This window comes from Bradyrhizobium sp. USDA 4353 (genome assembly GCF_054063215.1).
Genome location: NZ_JBSSGB010000001.1, coordinates 6949504 through 6967094, shown reverse-complemented (window position 1 = coordinate 6967094; position 17591 = coordinate 6949504). Strand labels below are relative to the sequence as shown.

The window sequence follows — 17591 nt, the reverse complement described above, 5'->3', positions numbered from 1 at the left end:
CGACCGCTTGCCGTGATCATAAGCCGCAGCGAGATCACCAGTGCCAGTGCCAACCCGCCAATAGCAGAACGCCGCAGCTCATGGCACCCGCGAGCAACACGATAAGGCCCGTTCGGCCGCGTGGCTGGTCATCTGGCACGACCACCTGAAGGTCGTTATTGCCCGAAGGGCCGCGGAGGCGATCGGGGCTGGAGGAACGCGCCGCCTGGCCGGATATGGCGCTGGTACTGTCCTGGATCGGCTGTCCACGCCATCCAGATGCGGGGAGTGTTGGCGCGTCTATCTCCACTGGCACGCCGGCATCTTCCAGCACTGAAATGACGCCGGCGAGATCCCGCTCCGTCATCTCCGCGATCGGCAGCCGTGATTTCAGGTCATCCGCGGTCAGCACGCCGCGTTCGCGTCCGAGAGCCAGCAGCCGTTGTAGAGCCGTCGTTTCTGTCGGGTCCTGCACGACACGTACCTCGATGTAGGTGAGGCCGGCGGCGCGGCGCCGCCGGTCATCACGAGCCGTTTCACGCCTATGCGTGGTCTGCGTTCCACTTGCCCTGGTACTTGAACTCGGGAGCGGATTTCAGCTGGTCTGCGGTGGCATTCATGCTCGCATGCCATTTCTTCTGGCCTCCGTCGTAGGTGATCTTCACCGCAGACGGCTTCACGGCGACATAGTGCTCACCCATGCCGAGGAATCCGCCGACCGACACGATATAGGCCGCCGTCCGACCGTTTTGGTCGAGCGCGATGTCCTTGATCTCGCCGATGTCCTTGTTGCTGCTGTTGTAGACATCCAGCCCGACTAGATTCGAGCTCAACTCGGCTTGCGACGGGACCGTCACGTAGGTCGCGGTCGTGCTCGACGTCTGTCCGGCGCTATCAGCATTGGTCGTCGGCGCTCTCGCCGCGGCAGACTGGCTCGTATCGTTGACGGCCGTCACTTCGGTGAACTGGTCTGGGCTGATCGACATGACGACCGGGTTGCCGTTCTGATCCTTTGCGCGAACGAAGAACGAGGATGGCGAGACCCGGATGTCCGTGTAGCCGGATTTCTGCAGCATCTGTGACAGATTGCCTCGCAGGTCGGCGTGATTGTCGACCGCTTGTGCCATGACGGCCGGGCCCAAGACGACCAGGGCGGCGCCTGCAAGCAACAGCGATTTCATGTGATCCTCCTTTGTTGGTTGCTGCACGCCGACAACGACGATGTCTTCGGCGTGGTTGCATTAATTTGCGTCAAGCTGAGTTGGACGATGCTTCACAGAGCCTGCGCCGACTGGACTTTCGTGTGCATTCGACTGCTGCCCGGTGGTCCGCACTCGGTCTTGCCGCATGAGAAGGCGGCAGCAGGCGAGGATGCGTGATGTCCGTCAATAGGCTTGAAGGGGCGCGACTGCGTCCGGGCGCTTCCAGGCGGCTGGTGAGTCGGATTAAGTCAAGACGATCCGCGGGTAGCAGGATCAATTCTGCCGGCCCGCAGATCGACGCGTCGCATAGCGAATTGTCATTAGTCCCTATTGCTTGCTGCTTTGTGGAGCAGTGGCATTTCCGGCGTGAGTGCCAGACGAGCCGGTCGTGCTACCCGTCGTTCCCGATTGGCTCTCGATGTCCGCGAACATGGTCACGGAATGCGGGCCGATCACCATCGTTACCGGATCGTTGTTGCTGTCCTTGGCCGACACGATGAACGACTCAGGAACCACTTTGACGTCATTGAACCCCTGCTTTTGCAGCCGTTGTTTGATCTCGTCGGGCAGGGTCTGAGTAGTTTGGGTGGAGGCTTGCTTGCCTTGTGCGGAGCTTTGAGCAGTGCTCGCGGTGCCCTGCGCGAAGCTCGGAGCTTGGAGCATCGCCAGAATGATCAGTGATGACGCCGTCAGTCTCGTGGACATTCAATTGTCTCCCAGTGGCAGGTGGTCCTGCGAATTCAACTGTGATGTCGCATCTCAGTTCTGAGCGGAGCCAGCCGGTTCGTACGACACCGTACGCCCTCTGTCCTCGTGTCCAAGATCACGAACGAGGTCGACGGCGACGCCGGGTGCATCGATCAGGTGAACACGCTGCAAATCGGTTCGCGGCATCAAGGCACAAATCTCCGCTTCGGCCATCAGGCTGACGGCCGTCGATAAAGCATCCGCCGTAGTGGCATCTCGAGCGACCGTGCTGAAGCTGATATGCAGCTCGGCGCAGCGGCCGATTTTCGGATCGAACAGACGGTCGAACTGGCCGTCCACATCGAAGCGGAAACCATCCGCACCTGAGGTCGATATCGTGCGATCGACGAGGAAGGATCGCGGCAGCTCGATCGGAGTTCTGTGGGTCTCCGATCACGACCTCCAACGCCTGTCATCGGGCCGCATTCCGATCGTGCGAGCCTCGCCCATCTCGAAGAGACTGTGCTGCACGCCCACGCCCTGGCCGCGACGGCCAGGTTGCGCGGGTCGGTGGCCCCAATCGCATGCTTCAGGTAGCGGAGCGTCTTTGCTTGATCGTCCAGCAGGTGGGCTCGCCGGAATCGAGAGCAACGCGATGAACCCGATCGCTGAAGTTTTGAGTGTGCCCTGATTGTGCCTATGAAAACGGGGGCACATCGCTAGGTAAACGGTCTGCTAAGCTATTGAATTCCGGTGCTTAATGGTGGGCGCACAAGGGATCGAACCTTGGACCTCTCCCGTGCGAAGGGAAGCGGGATTCATGGCAGCCAAGCGGCCCAAGGGTGCGGAGGTGGGTGCCGGCCGACACCTCATGTGGCGGCACGCGAGTGTCGCCACCCATGATTGGGCCTCCCTGATCTTTTGTCGGAGAGTTTACGTTGAAGGCTCACGCATGTGTGACCTCGGCAAAAACTGCGGCGGCTTGCGGCGCACGGTTAACGCGCGAAATCGGCAAAGCCGCCCTCCGGTAAGACAACGGCGCCCCCATTATGGTGGGTTTAGCCGACTGCCTTGATCTAAATCCAATTTGGAAATGCCAGCTAAGCTATTGATAATCTTGGTAGCCAATACGGCCATTTTTTCCAAACACGCATTGAGATCATTGAATAATCAGACTGATTTTGATTCCGCCATTCGGAGGTTCGATCCCTCCCGCCCCAGCCAGGCTAGTCTTGCGAAACAGTTTGTTACGACGAAGCGGATTTTCCATTCTGAATGCGCATCGATTCCAAGCGCTTTTCTCCGCAGCGAGTCGCTAGACCAAGGTGCCCGCGTGAGGCGCACTGAGCGCGGTGCTCGAGGGAACCATGAATTGTCGCCGCAGCGTTCGATCATCCAGCAATCTCTGGTCGTCTAAGTGGTGGACGTTGGACCCTCTGATCGCCAAAGCGCCACAGACCGCCGCTCGAACACCTCACGGAATTGGCGGGTCGATTCCGGCAGCAGTTCGCCGCTGTCCCGATCGAGGATGACGGCATGCTGGCGGATCGCGTCCATCGCGTCGAGCTCGCCCTTGCGGTAGCGCGCGGCAACCACCTCCGGATCGAGCCTGGCTTTGGCGATGCGCTCGGCGCGGATGTGCTCGCGCAGCGCCTGCGTGGCGGGCATGTCGACCTCGTACTCGCAGAGCTCGGCGTCGATCGTCCTGACGACCACGCCATAATCCTTGGCGGCGCGCGCCACCGAGACGTAGTCGTCCTTGATGTCCTCGACCACGGCCGCGGGATCGCGCAGCAGCGGGTCCCCGAAGCCGCCGCCGCCGGCGGTGGGGCGCGAGAACTCGTCACCAGCGCCGATCGGCACGTCGGAGAAGATCGAGCCGAGCCGCTCCAAGCTGTCGTGGCCGGCACGGCGCAAAGTGAGGCCATGCGGCATCGACGGCAGGCCGCCTTCGATGCCCCACACCACCGCGCGTTCGCGGTCGCAGATGTAGGAGATCACGGTCTTCTCGGCCTCGAGCATGCGCGAGCTCTTCATCACGCCGGCGCCGCCGCGCCAGCGGCCGGGGCCGGGCGAATCGGTGAGGATCTCGCAGGCCGTGGTCAGGATCGGGTTGGCGCGCTCCTGGCCTTCGATCGGCTGCGACATCAAGCCGGTACCGAAGCAGGCGGTGGTGACGTTGCTGCCGTCCTTGCCGTTGCGGCCACCCCAGCCGCCGGGCAGCCAGTCGTAGAACATGAAGATCGGCTTGTCCGGCGTGCGGCCGTCGAGGCCGCCGGTGAGCAGATATTCGAGATTGAAGGCGCAGGCGAGCGCGCGATCCGGCATCAGCTTCGACCACATCTCGTATATCGAGTTCATGATCTTCTCGAACGGCATCAGGAAGCCGGTGACCGCGATCGGCCATTTGGCGTCGACGATCGAGCCTTCGGGAGCGATGATCTCGAAGCAGCGGTAGAAGCCGGAGTTGAGCGGCAGATCGGGGAAGAACGTCTTCATGCCGGCGGCGACGGCCGAGAAGGTGGCGCCGAAGGCGGAGTTGTAGATCGAGCCGATGGTCGGATGGCTGCCAGTGAAATCGTAAGTCACGCGGTCGCCTTTGATGGTCATCCTGATCCGGATCGGGATCATGCCTTCGCCGCCGGCCGGATCGCGGTCGATGAAATCCACCGTCTCCCAGGTGCCGTCCGGCAGCGCTGCGATGCGCTGGCGCGCCGAGCGCTCGACATAGTCCTGCACGGCGGCGAGGCCGGTCTCGACGGTGTCGCGGCCATATTTGCCGACCAGCCGCAGAATCTCGCGCTCGCAGACTTGCGTGGCCTGCGCCTGGGCCTGGATGTCGCCGATGATCGACGCGGGATCGCGGGTGTTGGAGGCGATGAGATGCGCGACGTCCTTGCAGAAGCGCCCGCGGTCGAACAGCCGCACCGGCGTGATGCGCAGGCCTTCGCGGAACATCTCGCGCGCGGCGACGTCGAACGAGCCGGGCACGCTGCCGCCGACATCGGACCAGTGGCCGTTCGACTGGCTGAACGCGATGATCTCGCCGTCGGCAAAAATCGGCCGGATCAGCCTGACGTCGGAGAAATGCGTGCCGCCGGCATAGGGGTCGTTGATGGCGAACACGTCGCCCTCGTGCATGTCGCCCTCGAAATGGCGCATGACCTCCTTGCAGGTGAAGTGCAGCGTGCCGACATGGACGGCGATGTCCTGATTGCCTTGCGCTGCGCATTCGCCCTTGGCGTCGTGCAGCGCGCTGGAGAAGTCATGATTGTAGATCACGAAGGAGTAGCAGGTGCGCAGCACCTGTTCGCCCATCTGGTCGACGCTGGTGATGAAGGAGTTCTTCAGCACCTCGAAGGTCACGGGATCGAGCGCCAAATCTTTGGTCATGGCCTCACTCCTTCACGCGGATGATGATGTTGAGATATTTGTCGACCTCGGCCTTAGCTCCTGGCGGCACCACGGTGGTGGCGTCGATCTGCTCGACGATGGCAGGACCCCGGAAGCTGAAGCCGCACGGCAGCTGCTCGCGTTCGAACACCGGCGTGTCATGCGCCTCGCCCTCGAACCAGACCGGTCGCCTTGCGACCGGCTCGGGGGTGACCCCGGTTGGCGCGTGCACGGCGAAGGCCGCCTTCGGCACGATACCGACGGCCTTGAGGTTGAGCCGGAAGAAGCTGACCGGCGCGCTGTCGCGGCGGAAATTATATTCGCGCTGGTGCTCGACATGAAAGCTGGCGACGAGATCTTGGATCGCTCCCAGCGGCCGCGGCGCATTGACCGCGAGCGAGCGCCACTGGCCGCGATACATCATGTCGATCGAGCGCTGCAGGACGATGTTGTCAGGCGCGACGCCTTCATGGGTGAGGCGATCCAGCGCCTCCTTCTCAATCGCGGCGAACTGCGCCTCGATGGCATCAGGATCGGCGGTAGCCGCATCGACCATGCAGCTCTGCGAGAAGTCGTGCTGCATGTCGACGAGCAGGCAGCCGAGCGCCGAGGTGACGCCCGGGTTGGGCGGGACGATCACGATGGGAATGGCGAGCTCGCGAGCGACGTCGACGCCATGCAGCGCGCCTGCGCCGCCGAACGCGACCAGCGCGAAGTCGCGCGGATCATAGCCGCGGCTGATCGAGATCAGCCGGACGGCGTCGGACATGTTGGCGTTGGCCACTTTAAGAATGGCATCCGCCGCCTCGTGCACGCCGAGCCCGAACGGTTTGGCGACGCCATCCTCCACCGCCTGGCGCGCCAGCGCGGGGTCCAGCATCACCTTGCCGCCCGCCAGACTTGTGCCCAGCCGGCCCAGCGTGACGCTGGCGTCGGTGTTGGTCGGCTGCGGATTGCCATTGCCGTAGCAGGCCGGCCCGGGATAGGCGCCGGCCGATTGCGGGCCGTTGCGCAAGGAGCCCGCGGGATCGGTCCAGGCCAGCGATCCGCCGCCGGCGCCGATGGTCAGCACCTCGATCGAGGCGAAGCGGATCGGATAGCCGAACTCGACATACCAGTCCTTGGTGACGCGCGACTGGCCCTCATAGGCCAGCGACACGTCGGTCGAGGTGCCGCCCATGTCGAGCCCGATCGAGTTCGGATAGCCGCAGAGGCTGGCGATGGTGCGGCTGGCGATCGCGCCGGCTGCGATGCCGGAGCCCGCGAGGCGGGCGGCAAAATCCTTGACGCTGGCCGGCGTCATCACGCCGCCGCCGGTGTGCAGCAGCAGGAGATCGCGGGTGTAGCCGTCATGGGCGAGACGCTCGCCGAGCCTCGAGGTGTAGTCGACCACCACGGGGCTGACGACGGCGTTCGCAACGGTGGTCGAAAACCGCTCGTGCTCAAAAATCTCCGGCAGCACCTGCGAGGAGATCGAGACCGGCACGTCGGGCATCGCCTCGCGCAGGATGTCGCGCATCGCGCGCTCGTTCTCGCAGTTGAGATAGGCGTTCATGAAGCACACGGCGACGGCGGCCACATTGCGGCGCTTGAGGATGCGCGCGACCTCGCGCGCGGCCTCGACGTCGAGCGGCTCGATCACGCGGCCGGCGGCATCGACGCGCTCGGGCACGGTCAGCCGGTCGCGCCGCGGCACGTAGGGCTTCACGACGTCCTTGTAGGTGTCCCAGAGATCCTCCTTGTTGGCACGGCGGATCTCGATGACGTCGCGAAACCCCTTGGTGGTGACCACGGCGGTGCGCGGCAGCCGCCGCGTGATCAGCGCGTTGGTCGCCACCGTCGTCCCATGCGAGAACAGCGCGACGTCGGCGAGGGTAACGCCGGCCTTGGCGACACCGCCCATGATGCCGTCGATGGGATCGCGGGTCGATGCCGTCTTCTCGACGCGGATCAGGCCCGTGACCTCGTCCATGATACAGATGTCGGTAAAGGTGCCGCCGACGTCGACGGCCACGCGGAGGTGCTGCACGATAAACGGTTCCTTCGAACGTCAGATCGTGCAGATCGTAGACACCTCGCCGCAAAGCGGCTTGGCGCTCAGCGCAGAATGATTTGTACCTCCGTGCAGTCGCGCGCTGGCATCGCGCTGAAGCACATGTGCCTTCGCCCCCGCGACGGGACGAAGGCACATGCAGACGAGGGCTCAGGCGTCCGGCATGCCGGAGTCGACCCAGCTGGTGACGTCGTCGAGCGTCGCCTTGAAGCGCTTCAGCAGCTCGTCGACCTGGGCGGTCGTGATGATCATCGGCGGGCAGATCGCGATGCTGTCGCCGACATTGCGGATGATCAGGCCGTGCTGATGGGCGGTGTCGAAGAACTTCAGACCGACCTTGCCGACCGGCTCGAAGCGGGCCCTGGTCGCCTTGTCGGCGACCAGCTCGACGGCGGCGATCAGGCCGCGGCCGCGGACCTCGCCGACGAGCGGATGATCGGCCAAGCGGGCCAGCTTCTCATGCAGGTAGGCGCCGACCTCGGCGGCATTGGCGACGAGGTTGCGCTCCTCGATGATCGCGAGGTTCTCCAGCGCCACCGCGGTCGCGACCGGATGAGCGCTGGCCGTATAGCCGTGGCCGAAGGTGCCGAGCCGGTCGGACTGGTCGGCCATCGCCTGATACATCTCGTCGCTGATCAGGACCGCGGCGAGCGGCTGGTAGGACGAGGTGATCTGCTTGGAGCAGACCAGGATGTCCGGCTTGATGCCGAAACTGTCGCAGCCGAACAAAGTGCCGAGCCGGCCGAAGCCGTTGATGACCTCGTCGGCGATCACCAGCACGTCGTATTTGCGGCAGACCTCCTGCATGCGCTGCCAGTAGTTCACCGGCGGCACGATGACGCCGCCGGCGCCCATCAGCGGCTCGCCGATGAAGGCGGCCACCGTATCGGCCCCCTCGCTGAGGATCAGGTCCTCGAACTCCCTAGCCAGCCGCTCGGTGAACGCTTCCTCGCTCTCGCCGGGCAGGCCGAAGCGGTAGTAGTGCGGACAGGTGAGATGCCGCGCGAACGGCAGCGGCAGATCGAAGCCGCGCTGATTGGCCTGCAGGCCGGTGAGGCTGCCGGCGGCGATGGTGATGCCGTGATAGCCGCCCTGGCGGGCGATGAACTTCTTCTTGTCGGGCCGGCCGAGCGCGTTGTTGTAGTACCAGACGAACTTGATCGCGGAATCGTTCGCTTCGCCGCCCGAGCTGGTGAAGAACACGTGCTTCAGATTGGCCGGCGTTATCGACACCAGCTTCTCGGCGAGCAGGGTCGAGGGCTCGTGCGTCTTGTGCGCGAAGATGTGGTAGTAGGGCAGCTTGGCCATCTGCCGCGTCGCCGCCTCGACCAGGCGCTTCTCGCCGAAGCCGACGCCCACGCTCCACAGCCCGGCGAGACCCTCGATATATTCGCGCCCCTCGTCGTCATAGACATAGATGCCCGAGCCGCGGTCGATCACGATCGGCCCGATGCGTTCGTGCCGCCGCATATTAGTCGCGGGATGGATCTGGTGGGCGATGTCTTTGCTCTGCAGGGAGTTCGTGCGCATGGAGGAGGGGACTTTCTGGTGGCGGAAGCGGGCAGTCTAACGCGATCGGCGCGAAAACCATAATGTCTTCATGGGCAGGTCTTCATGGGGCGGAAGCACGATAGGCGGCGCGTGCCTCGCTAGGCGAGCGGCCGAAGCGGCTGCGGTAATGGCGGCTGAGCTGGGCCTGGTCGCCATAGCCCCAGCGATAGGCGATGTCGGCGATGCTGTCGCGGCAGCGCAGGTCGCGCAGCGCCGCGTCGCACGCCGCCAGCCGCTGGTTGCGGATATAGCTGCACACCGTGATGCCCTCGGCCTCGAAGATCTGATGCAGATAGCGCAGCGAAATGCCGCAGCGATCGGCCACCAACTGCGGCGCCAGCCGGACGTCCTGCAAATGGGTCCGGATGAACTGCTCGCAGCGATGCAGATGCGCATTGCGGGTCGGCGAGGCGTGGCCCGTGAGCACGCGCTCATCGGCCTCGACCGCCATCGCCAGCAGCTCGAGCAGATGCGCGCCGGTCACGGCGCGCGCGGCATCGCTCATCTCGTCGAGGCGCATGGCAGCGATGCGCAGGGTGTCGACGAACAGCGCGCCGACCCCGCGTGTGGCGTCGAATTGCAGGGTGGCCAGCCGCTCCGGAGCCGCGATTCGGGTGCGCAGCACCGCGCTCGGGATCTTCATCACCCAGAGCGCGGCCGGCTCGCGATGGCTGAACTCGTAAGGCAAATGGCTGCGCTCCACGAGGAAGGCGCCGGGACAGCAGCGGACATCCTTGCCGTCCTGCACGAAGCGGATTTCGCCGCGGTCCGGCACCGTGATCAAAAAACTCTCCTCGCGCTCGGCGACGAGATGATGGGGATGGCGCCGGTAGAGCAGGCCGTCGGAGACGTTGCGCGACACCGAGAGCGGACCGAGCGACCACGCCTGCAGATGGCCGTCGAGTGCGCTGCCATTGGCGAAGCGCAGATCGAGCGGGAAATAGGTCCGCGAGACGACGTCCTGCCAGTATTGATGCCGGCCGGGGCGGGGAACATCGCTGGTCGTAAAACTCGTCCGCATCGCATGCACTCCTCGGGGAACAGCAACGTCGGCAGGCGTCGTCTAATTGTCCGGTGCTCCATGCGGGCGCACCAGATTGGCAGCGCCGTTGTGGCGCTGCGACGAAGATCGGGCCCCCGGGGCCATCGCGGTCTGCATGACGAGCTACGTCATCAGCGCCGATCGCAGCTTCGCGGACAGCTCAGCCTTCTCCTTGCGTGCCGCGAGCGCGGTCTCCATATCGACCTTGATGAACTTGACCGGCGTATTCGGCTGCAATTGACCAATCAGATCCATGTCGGCGGAGATGACGGCGCCGACCTGGAAATAGCCGCCGCCCGACACCGCGTCCCGATGCAGCACGATCGGCTCGGTGCCACCAGGCACCTGGATGGAGCCATAGGGGTAGCAGGCATCGGTGATATTGGAGGGATCGGAGCCGGCGCCGAACGGCGGCTCGCGCGGCACGAATTCGAGCGGCTTGCCGCCCTTGAAGCGATAGCCGATGCGGTCGGCTTCGGGCGCGACTTTCCAGGTGTCGCTGAAGAAGCCGATGCCGGCGGCCTCGGTGATGCGATGCCAATACAGGCCCGGCATGACGCGCAGCTCGACTGGCATGCCGGCCGGAAGGCCGCGCAGCTCGGCCGCGATGCTGCGGCCTTCCTTGGGCGTGGCCGTGGCCGCGCCGACCGGCAACTCGTCGCCGGCCTCAAGCTTGCGGCCCTTGAAGCCGCCGAGCGCGCCGAGCGCGTAGGTCGAGCGCGAGCCGAGCACGACGGGCACGTCGATGCCGCCGGCCACCGCGATATAGGCCCGCGCGCCCTTCTTGAGGAAGTCGAAGGCGAGCTTCTGCCCCGCCTTCACCTTGAAGGACGACCACGTCTCCTGCGGCACGCCATCGAGCTTCGGCGGCAGCTCCGCGCCGGTCACGGCAACAACGGCATCGTCGCTGAATTCGAGCTCGGGCCCCATGAACACGGCTTCGAGCACGGCGGCGCCTTCGGCATTGCCGACGAGAAGGTTCGCGGCGATCAGCGCGTGCCGGTCCATGCCGCCCGACAGGGGGATGCCGATGTGATAGTAGCCCGGGCGTCCGAGGTCCTGGACCGTCGTCGCCAGGCCAGGCTTGAGAACCTTAATGACCATGGAGAACCCCCTCGAGCTTGCGGTTGTAGCCGTCGATGTCACGATTGAATTCGGCCAGCGAGAACGAGACGTCGCGGATGATGGGCGCGAAACGTCCGGCGTCGACGTCGGCGACGGCGGTGTCGTAGGCCTCGCGATCGATCGGCTTCCATTTCACGATGTCGCCGGGCTTGAACAGGCACATGAAGTCGCGGAGATAGCTGATGGTCTGGTTGGGATCGTAGATCGGCATCGGCGTGACGCCGTACATCTGATAGCCGCCGGCGCCGCGCACCGAATAGATGCAGCTGAAGCAGCCGCCATGGCCGATCGTCAGCTTCGGCGTATCGGTGCGCGGTCGCAGATATTTCGGCGCCTGGATCTGCCGCTGCCGCTCCACCATCTGATAGAGGAAGGGCAGGCCGGCGACGAAGCCGACCATCGAGACGAACCAGGGCGCGCTGGAATGCGCCTTGATGAAGGCATCGACGCCGTCGAGATTGTTGATGCGCGCCGAATATTCGAGATCGGTCGCCGTCGGATCCTGGTGGCGCTCCCTGAACCGCATCAGGGTCTCATGGGTCCACGGATCGTTGTAGAGTACGGGGATCTCGATGATCCGGGTGGCGATCACCGGCTCCGCCTTGTCCGCGGCCGCATCCATCCGCTTCAGCTCGGCGAGCAAATCGTCGGGCTTGATCACGTCGGGATCGAACTTCACCTGATAGGAGGCGTTGGCGGGACAGATCTCGGTGACGCCCTTGATCTTGGCCTCGCGCACGGCGTTGGTGATGAAGAGGCTCTTGAAGAACGCCTCCAGCGACATCGCCTCGTCGACCTCGGCGAAGATGTGCTCGTCGCCACCAAAGGAAAATCTGGTCTTCATGGGCTACTGGCCTCCTGTTGCGGGCGGGACGGATGTGGGGCTGAGATGGGCCGCGTTCGCTTCGAGCCATGGCTCGAGCCAGGCGGTGTGGAAGCGCGCGGCCTGCACGTCGGCATCGCGCGCGAGCGCCTCGTGCAGCGGCTTGGTCGTGAGCACGCCCTCGATGGTCAACTCGGCGAGCGCACGGGTAAGCCGGCGGATCGCGCTCGGCCTGTCCTCATCGTGTACGATCAGTTTGCCGAGCAGGCTGTCGTAGAACGGCGGGATCGTGTAGCCGGGATAGAGCATGCTGTCGAAGCGCACGCCATTGCCGCCGGGAATGCCGAGCGCGGCGACGGTGCCGGGATTGGGCGCAAATCCCTTTGCCGGATCCTCGGCATTGATGCGGACCTCGATCGAATGTCCCTTCAGGCGCACATCGTTCTGCCGGATGCGCAGCCGCTCGCCGCCGGCGATGCGGATCATCTCGCGCACCAGATCGATCCCGGTCACCATCTCCGTGACGGGATGCTCGACCTGGATGCGCGTGTTCATCTCAAGGAAGTAGAACTCGCCGCTGCGATCGTCATAGAGATATTCCAGCGTCCCGGCGCCGCGATAATGCACCGCCTTGGCGAGCGCGACGGCGGAAGCGCAGAGCTTCTCGCGCACCGCGGGAGCGAGCGAAGGCGAGGGCGCTTCCTCCCAGACCTTCTGGCGGCGGCGCTGCAGCGAGCATTCGCGCTCGAAGCAGTGGATCACGTCGTGACCGTCGCCGAGCACCTGCACCTCGATGTGGCGGGCGCCCTCGATCAGCTTCTCGACATACAGCCCGCCGTCGCCGAAGGCGGCGAGCGCCTCGGCCTGCGCCTGCGGCATCAGATGGGCGAACTCTTCGGCCGAGCGCGCCACGCGGATGCCGCGACCGCCGCCGCCGGCGGCCGCCTTGATCATCACGGGGAAGCCGGTGCGCTCGACCAGCGCGAAGGCGGCATCGACACCGTCCAACCGGCCATTGCTGCCGGGAACGGTCGGGACACCAGCCGTGGCGGCTTCCGCGCGCGCCGCCACCTTGTCGCCCATCAGGCGAATGGAATGCGCCGTCGGGCCGACGAAGATCAGGCCGGCGGCCTCGACGGCAGCCGCAAAGCTCGCGTTCTCCGCGAGAAATCCGTAGCCGGGATGGATGGCGTCCGCGCCGGTCGACTTCGCCGCGTCGAGAATGGCCTCCTGTTTGAGATAGGACTTCGACGCCTGCGCCGGGCCGATCTCGACGCTTTCGTCGGCGAGCCGCACGGCGAGCGAATCCGCGTCGGCCTTGCTGTAGACCTGCACAGTGGGAATGCCGAGCTCGCGGGCCGCGCGGATGATGCGGACCGCGATCTCGCCGCGATTGGCAATGAGAAGCTTCTTGATCGTCATGGAATCCAGAGCGCCTCAGACCTCGATCTCGGCGATCGGTTGCCCCGCCATGACGGCATCCTCGTTGTCGGCGAGGAAGCGCACGATCTTGCCGGCGGCGCCGGCCTTGACCTCGTTGAACGACTTCATCACCTCGATCAGCCCGATCGTGTCGTTCTCCGTGACGGTGTCGCCGTCGTCCTTGTAGACCGGCTGGTCGGGCGCGGGCTTGCGATAGAAAATGCCGGGCAGCGGCGAAAGAATTTGCTGGATGGCCATGAGGTCCTCGTGGGTGATGTTTGGTCGGCCGCGTCAGCGCGCCGGCAGATAGGAATGAGCCGCCTTGCGCACGGCCTGCGTGATCTCGACGGCGTTCGGCGTGTCGGAATGCACGCAGATGGAATCGGCGCCGGTCGGGACATCGTTGCCGGCGACCGTCCGGGTCATCCCGTCGGTAATCGCGCGCAGACAGCGCGATGCCGCCTCGGGGGCGTCCTTGGCGTCATGCTCGCGGGTCACGATCAGCGAGCCGTCCGGATTATAGTCGAGGTCCGCGTAGTATTCGGCGACGAAGGTGTGGCCGCGACGCTGATAGATGGTCTCGTGCAGAGTGCCCTTCATGCCGAACAGCGGCACCTTATAGACGTCGGCGGCGTCGGCGACGGCCTCGGCGATCTCCTCGATCCGCGAGGCCATGCCATACAGCGAGCCATGCGGCTTGATATGGTTCAGCGGCAAGCCCTCCGCGTCGAGGAACGCCTTGAGCGCGCCGATCTGGTAGAGGATGCAGTTGGTCATTTCCTCGCGGCCGATCTTCATCTCGCGCCGTCCGAAGCCCTGCAGGTCGGGCAGCGAGGGGTGGGCGCCGACCTTGACGCCGTGCTGCTTGGCGAGCCGGACGGTCCTGCGCATGTGGTTGAAGTCCGAGCCATGGAAGCCGCAGGCGACATTGGCAACGTCGATGAGCGGCATCAGGCGCTCATCATCTCCGAGCTTGTAGATGCTGAAGGCTTCGCCCATGTCGCAATTGATGGTGACCATGGCCCCTTCGTCCTCCCGGTTAGGCTTGCTGAATTGCGGCGAGCGGCCGCCGCGGCGGGTCTTCGCGGCGGCCGCCGTGATTTATTTCGAGACGAGGTAGTCGACCGGAATCTTGGTGGAGATCGTCCACTCGTCGACCACCTTCGGCTTACCGTTGTCGGTGCCGATGATGAGATAGCGGCCCTGGTTCTGGTGGTGCAGCTCCTTGGTGAAGGTGCGCGGCCCGAACAAAGTGGGTTCGTTGTTCATCTTTTCGAGCTCGGCGACCACCTTTTCGGCGTCCGTCGTCTTGGCGCGCTCAACCGCCTTGGCCCAGACGTCGATCATGACGTAGCCGGGATAGACGTACTGGCTGGACGGGTCGCCGCCAGTGCTCTCCTTGTACTTCTTGTTGAACTCGTTGACCTTTGGATTGGGATCGTCGCCGTAGATCGAGCCCTGCACAGGGACGTAGAAATTCGACAGGTCGGGAATCGCGTTCAGCCAGTAGCTGCCGTCCATGCTGGAGCCGTTCAGGATCATCGACTTGATGCCTGCGGCGCGGATCTGCTTCACCGCCGAGACAGCGCCCGGCATCATCGTGCAGAGCATGATGGCGTCGGGCTCCTTCGGCAGGCTCTTGATTCGCGTGATCTGGGACGCGATCGAGGCGTCATCGTTCTTGAAGGTGTCGCTGCCGACGAGCTTGGCCTCCTTCAGGTTCGGCATCTGCCAGTCGAAGCCGTCGCAGATGCCCTTGTTGTAGACGGTCCAGCTGTCGAGCAGCCGGTAGAAGGTGCGGGCGCCCTTCTTGTTGTAGGCCCATTCGGACATGCTGGCGCCCTGCACGGCGGCGAGCACGGAAGCCGAGAAGGCGAACGGGCCGACGCCCTGGATGCCGGCTTTGACGGACTCCGCGCACAGGAAGAACGAGACCTTGCCGGCAGCCTGCGCCTGCAGGGCGGCGGGCGCGCCGAAATCGTAGTCGCAGGAGACGACCACCAGATCCGCGCCCTGGTCGAGCACGGCGAGGCCGGCCTTGGCGCCTTCGGCCTGGTCGGTCTTGGTATCTGCGGTGACCACCTTGATCTTCTTGCCGAGCAGGCCGCCGGCCTTGTTGATCTCGTCAATGCGGATCATCGCCGCATCCTGCGCCGGCTTGTCATAGGCCTGCATGAAGCCGGACGCCGCGGTCGCAAAACCGACGACGATCTCGTCGGCCGCCTGGGACGGCGCGCCCCACAGCGCCACCAGCACGGCGAGCCCTCCCGCCAACTTCGTCACACGCATCACGCTTTCTCCTCTGTTCACGGGTTTAAGTGTTCAGTTGGACTCTTCCAGAGCAGGCTGAGCCGGACGCGGGACAGCCTGGCGGCGTCGCCAGAGCGGCCAGGACAATTCGCGATTGCGCGTCAGGCCGCTCGGCAAATAGATCAGGATGACGATGGTGATGACGCCGATCGCGACCTCCTGGAAGCCGTTCGGCAGGCCGAGCGTCATGCCGTTGAGGCTGACGCCCTTCTCGAGATTGCGGAACAGCTCGATCAGCACCGATGTCGCGACCACGCCGACCACGGCGCCGCTGAGGCTGTACATGCCGCCGACGACGAGCATCGACAGCGTGACGAAGGTCGTCCGCAGATAGAAGGCACCGGGATTGACGATGCTGAGGAAGTGCGCATAGAGCGCGCCCGCGAGCCCGATGATGAAGGCGGAGACCACGAAGGCGACCAGCCGCTCGCGCACGATGTCGATGCCCGACGCATTGGCGGCCACCGCCTCGTCGCGGGTCGCGCGCAACGCAAGGCCGGAGCGGGAGATCGCATAGAGATAAGCGATTGCGATCGCGACCGCGGCGCCGAGCCAGCCGTTCCAGACGGTCATGGTTGGAGGGATGCCCACGATCGAGCCCTGGCCGCCGGTGACCGAGTCCCAGTTCGAATAGACGTTGTTGACCACGCCGAGCAGTCCGAAGGTCGCGATCGATGCGGCGATGCCGGACAGCCGCATGATGATGCGGCCGACGATCAGCGCGATCAATGCGACGAACAGTCCCGACAGCGGTGTCGCGATCCACATCGAGAGCTTGGTCTGCAGCAGCCAGGCCGGCAGGCCCTTCAACGTGATCGACTTCATCATCGGCGGGATGGTCAGCCAGGCCGTCATGTAGGCGCCGAGACACATGAAGCTGATATGACCGAACGACAGCAGGCCGGAATTGCCGATGAACACGTAGAGGCCGACGACCACCATGATGTTGATGAACATCTCGACCACGGTGCGGTTGAACCCGCGGGTGCCGAACTGATAGGTGAGCGCCGCGATGACGAGCAGCAGCACGGTGAGGATGAGAGGCGTCGCGATGGTTCGCCAGAGCACCGAAGGCCGTTGCGACATGGTCAGACCCTCTGCTTGGCGGATTTGGGCGCGAACAGGCCCTGCGGGCGCACCAGCAGGACGATGATGACGGCGCCATAGACGAAGGAGTCGCGGAACACGCGCGCCTCATTCGGCAGCGTCGCCTGGAACACGACGCTGGCTGCGCCGATCAGGAAGCCGGCTGCCACGGCGCCGGGCACGCTGCCGAGACCACCGATCACGGTGGCGATGAACGCGATCAGCATCACGTTGGCGCCCATGTTGATGTCGGCGGTGCCGGAATTGGTCGCGAGGATCAGCCCGATCGCCGCCGCCAGCATGCCGGAGATGGCGAAGGCGAACAGGATGACGCCGTTGGCGCGCACCCCGAGCATCCGCGCCATGGTGAAGTTCTCGGCTGCGGCGCGCATCTCCAGTCCATAGCGGGTGCGCTTGAGGAACAACGTCAGCGCGGCCAGCACGACCAGCGTGATGACGATGGTGACCACCTGTAGCATCGGGATGCGGGCGCCGAGAATCTCCACGGGCAGGCCGAGCGTCGGCCACAAGGTGATCGATTTCGGCCGGCTCGAATACAGCATCAGCAGGAAGTTGCGCAGCGCGAAGCCGAGCGCGAAGGAGGCGATCATCATCGTCGCTGGATTCGCATTGCGGAAACGCCGGAACACGATGATCTCGGACAGCACCGACAGCCCTGCGCCGACCACTAGCAGCAGTGGTATCAAGACCCAGGCCGGCAGATTGCCGGCGAAGACGATGGCGGCTGCGTTGGTCGAGGGCCACAGCATGGCGAAGACGGAGAAGGCGATGAAGTCGCCATGGGCGAAGTTGACGAGCCGCATCACGCCGAAGATCAGCGCGATGCCCAGCGCGCCGAGCGCATAGAGGCTGCCGAGGCTGAGCGCATCGAAGACGATCTGCAGCAGTCCGGTCATG

The 17591-nt window shown here is 64.7% G+C and carries 16 protein-coding genes; all 16 read right to left on the bottom strand.

What is annotated here, in order from left to right:
* Positions 1–34: 34 nt before the first annotated feature.
* Positions 35–454 (bottom strand): RNA polymerase sigma factor region1.1 domain-containing protein, encoded by a 420-nt coding sequence (locus ACVILH_RS31370; protein ID WP_456716352.1) that lies wholly within the window; start codon positions 452–454, stop codon positions 35–37.
* A 67-nt stretch (positions 455–521) separates the two neighbouring features.
* Positions 522–1160 (bottom strand): PRC-barrel domain-containing protein, encoded by a 639-nt coding sequence (locus ACVILH_RS31365; protein ID WP_456716351.1) that lies wholly within the window; start codon positions 1158–1160, stop codon positions 522–524.
* Between the two features lie 348 nt (positions 1161–1508).
* A complete protein-coding gene (locus ACVILH_RS31360; RefSeq protein WP_456716350.1) occupies positions 1509–1886 on the bottom strand; it encodes a hypothetical protein in 378 nt (125 codons plus the stop codon).
* 54 nt (positions 1887–1940) lie between these two features.
* Positions 1941–2264 carry an FAD:protein FMN transferase gene (locus ACVILH_RS31355; protein ID WP_456717127.1) on the bottom strand — a complete coding sequence of 108 codons (324 nt, stop codon included), beginning with the start codon at positions 2262–2264 and terminating at the stop codon, positions 1941–1943.
* A gap of 1017 nt (positions 2265–3281) precedes the next feature.
* Positions 3282–5261, bottom strand: coding sequence for a hydantoinase B/oxoprolinase family protein (locus ACVILH_RS31350; protein ID WP_456716349.1), 1980 nt, complete (start codon positions 5259–5261; stop codon positions 3282–3284).
* Positions 5262–5265: 4 nt separating this feature from the next.
* Complete coding sequence (locus tag ACVILH_RS31345) at positions 5266–7290, bottom strand: hydantoinase/oxoprolinase family protein (protein WP_456716348.1); 2025 nt, start codon at positions 7288–7290, stop codon at positions 5266–5268.
* A 174-nt stretch (positions 7291–7464) separates the two neighbouring features.
* Positions 7465–8844, bottom strand: a complete 1380-nt coding sequence (locus ACVILH_RS31340; protein ID WP_456716347.1) for an aspartate aminotransferase family protein — start codon at positions 8842–8844, stop codon at positions 7465–7467.
* Positions 8845–8926: 82 nt separating this feature from the next.
* A complete protein-coding gene (locus ACVILH_RS31335) occupies positions 8927–9886 on the bottom strand; it encodes an AraC-like ligand-binding domain-containing protein (protein ID WP_456716346.1) in 960 nt (319 codons plus the stop codon).
* A 144-nt stretch (positions 9887–10030) separates the two neighbouring features.
* Positions 10031–11011 (bottom strand): 5-oxoprolinase subunit C family protein, encoded by a 981-nt coding sequence (locus ACVILH_RS31330; RefSeq protein WP_456716345.1) that lies wholly within the window; start codon positions 11009–11011, stop codon positions 10031–10033.
* On the bottom strand, positions 11001–11876 hold the full coding sequence (locus ACVILH_RS31325) for a 5-oxoprolinase subunit B family protein (RefSeq protein WP_456716344.1): 876 nt from the start codon (positions 11874–11876) through the stop codon (positions 11001–11003). Before ACVILH_RS31325 ends, ACVILH_RS31330 begins: the two co-directional genes overlap by 11 nt.
* 3 nt (positions 11877–11879) lie before the next feature.
* Positions 11880–13277 (bottom strand): acetyl-CoA carboxylase biotin carboxylase subunit, encoded by a 1398-nt coding sequence (locus ACVILH_RS31320; protein WP_456716343.1) that lies wholly within the window; start codon positions 13275–13277, stop codon positions 11880–11882.
* Between the two features lie 15 nt (positions 13278–13292).
* A complete protein-coding gene (locus ACVILH_RS31315) occupies positions 13293–13535 on the bottom strand; it encodes an acetyl-CoA carboxylase (protein WP_456716342.1) in 243 nt (80 codons plus the stop codon).
* 33 nt (positions 13536–13568) lie between these two features.
* Positions 13569–14297 (bottom strand): LamB/YcsF family protein, encoded by a 729-nt coding sequence (locus ACVILH_RS31310; protein WP_456716341.1) that lies wholly within the window; start codon positions 14295–14297, stop codon positions 13569–13571.
* 81 nt (positions 14298–14378) lie between these two features.
* Positions 14379–15566 (bottom strand): ABC transporter substrate-binding protein, encoded by a 1188-nt coding sequence (locus tag ACVILH_RS31305; protein WP_456716340.1) that lies wholly within the window; start codon positions 15564–15566, stop codon positions 14379–14381.
* A 33-nt stretch (positions 15567–15599) separates the two neighbouring features.
* Positions 15600–16673, bottom strand: coding sequence for a branched-chain amino acid ABC transporter permease (locus tag ACVILH_RS31300; RefSeq protein ID WP_456716339.1), 1074 nt, complete (start codon positions 16671–16673; stop codon positions 15600–15602).
* 2 nt (positions 16674–16675) lie between these two features.
* Positions 16676–17590, bottom strand: a complete 915-nt coding sequence (locus ACVILH_RS31295) for a branched-chain amino acid ABC transporter permease (RefSeq protein ID WP_456716338.1) — start codon at positions 17588–17590, stop codon at positions 16676–16678.
* Position 17591 lies beyond the last annotated feature (1 nt).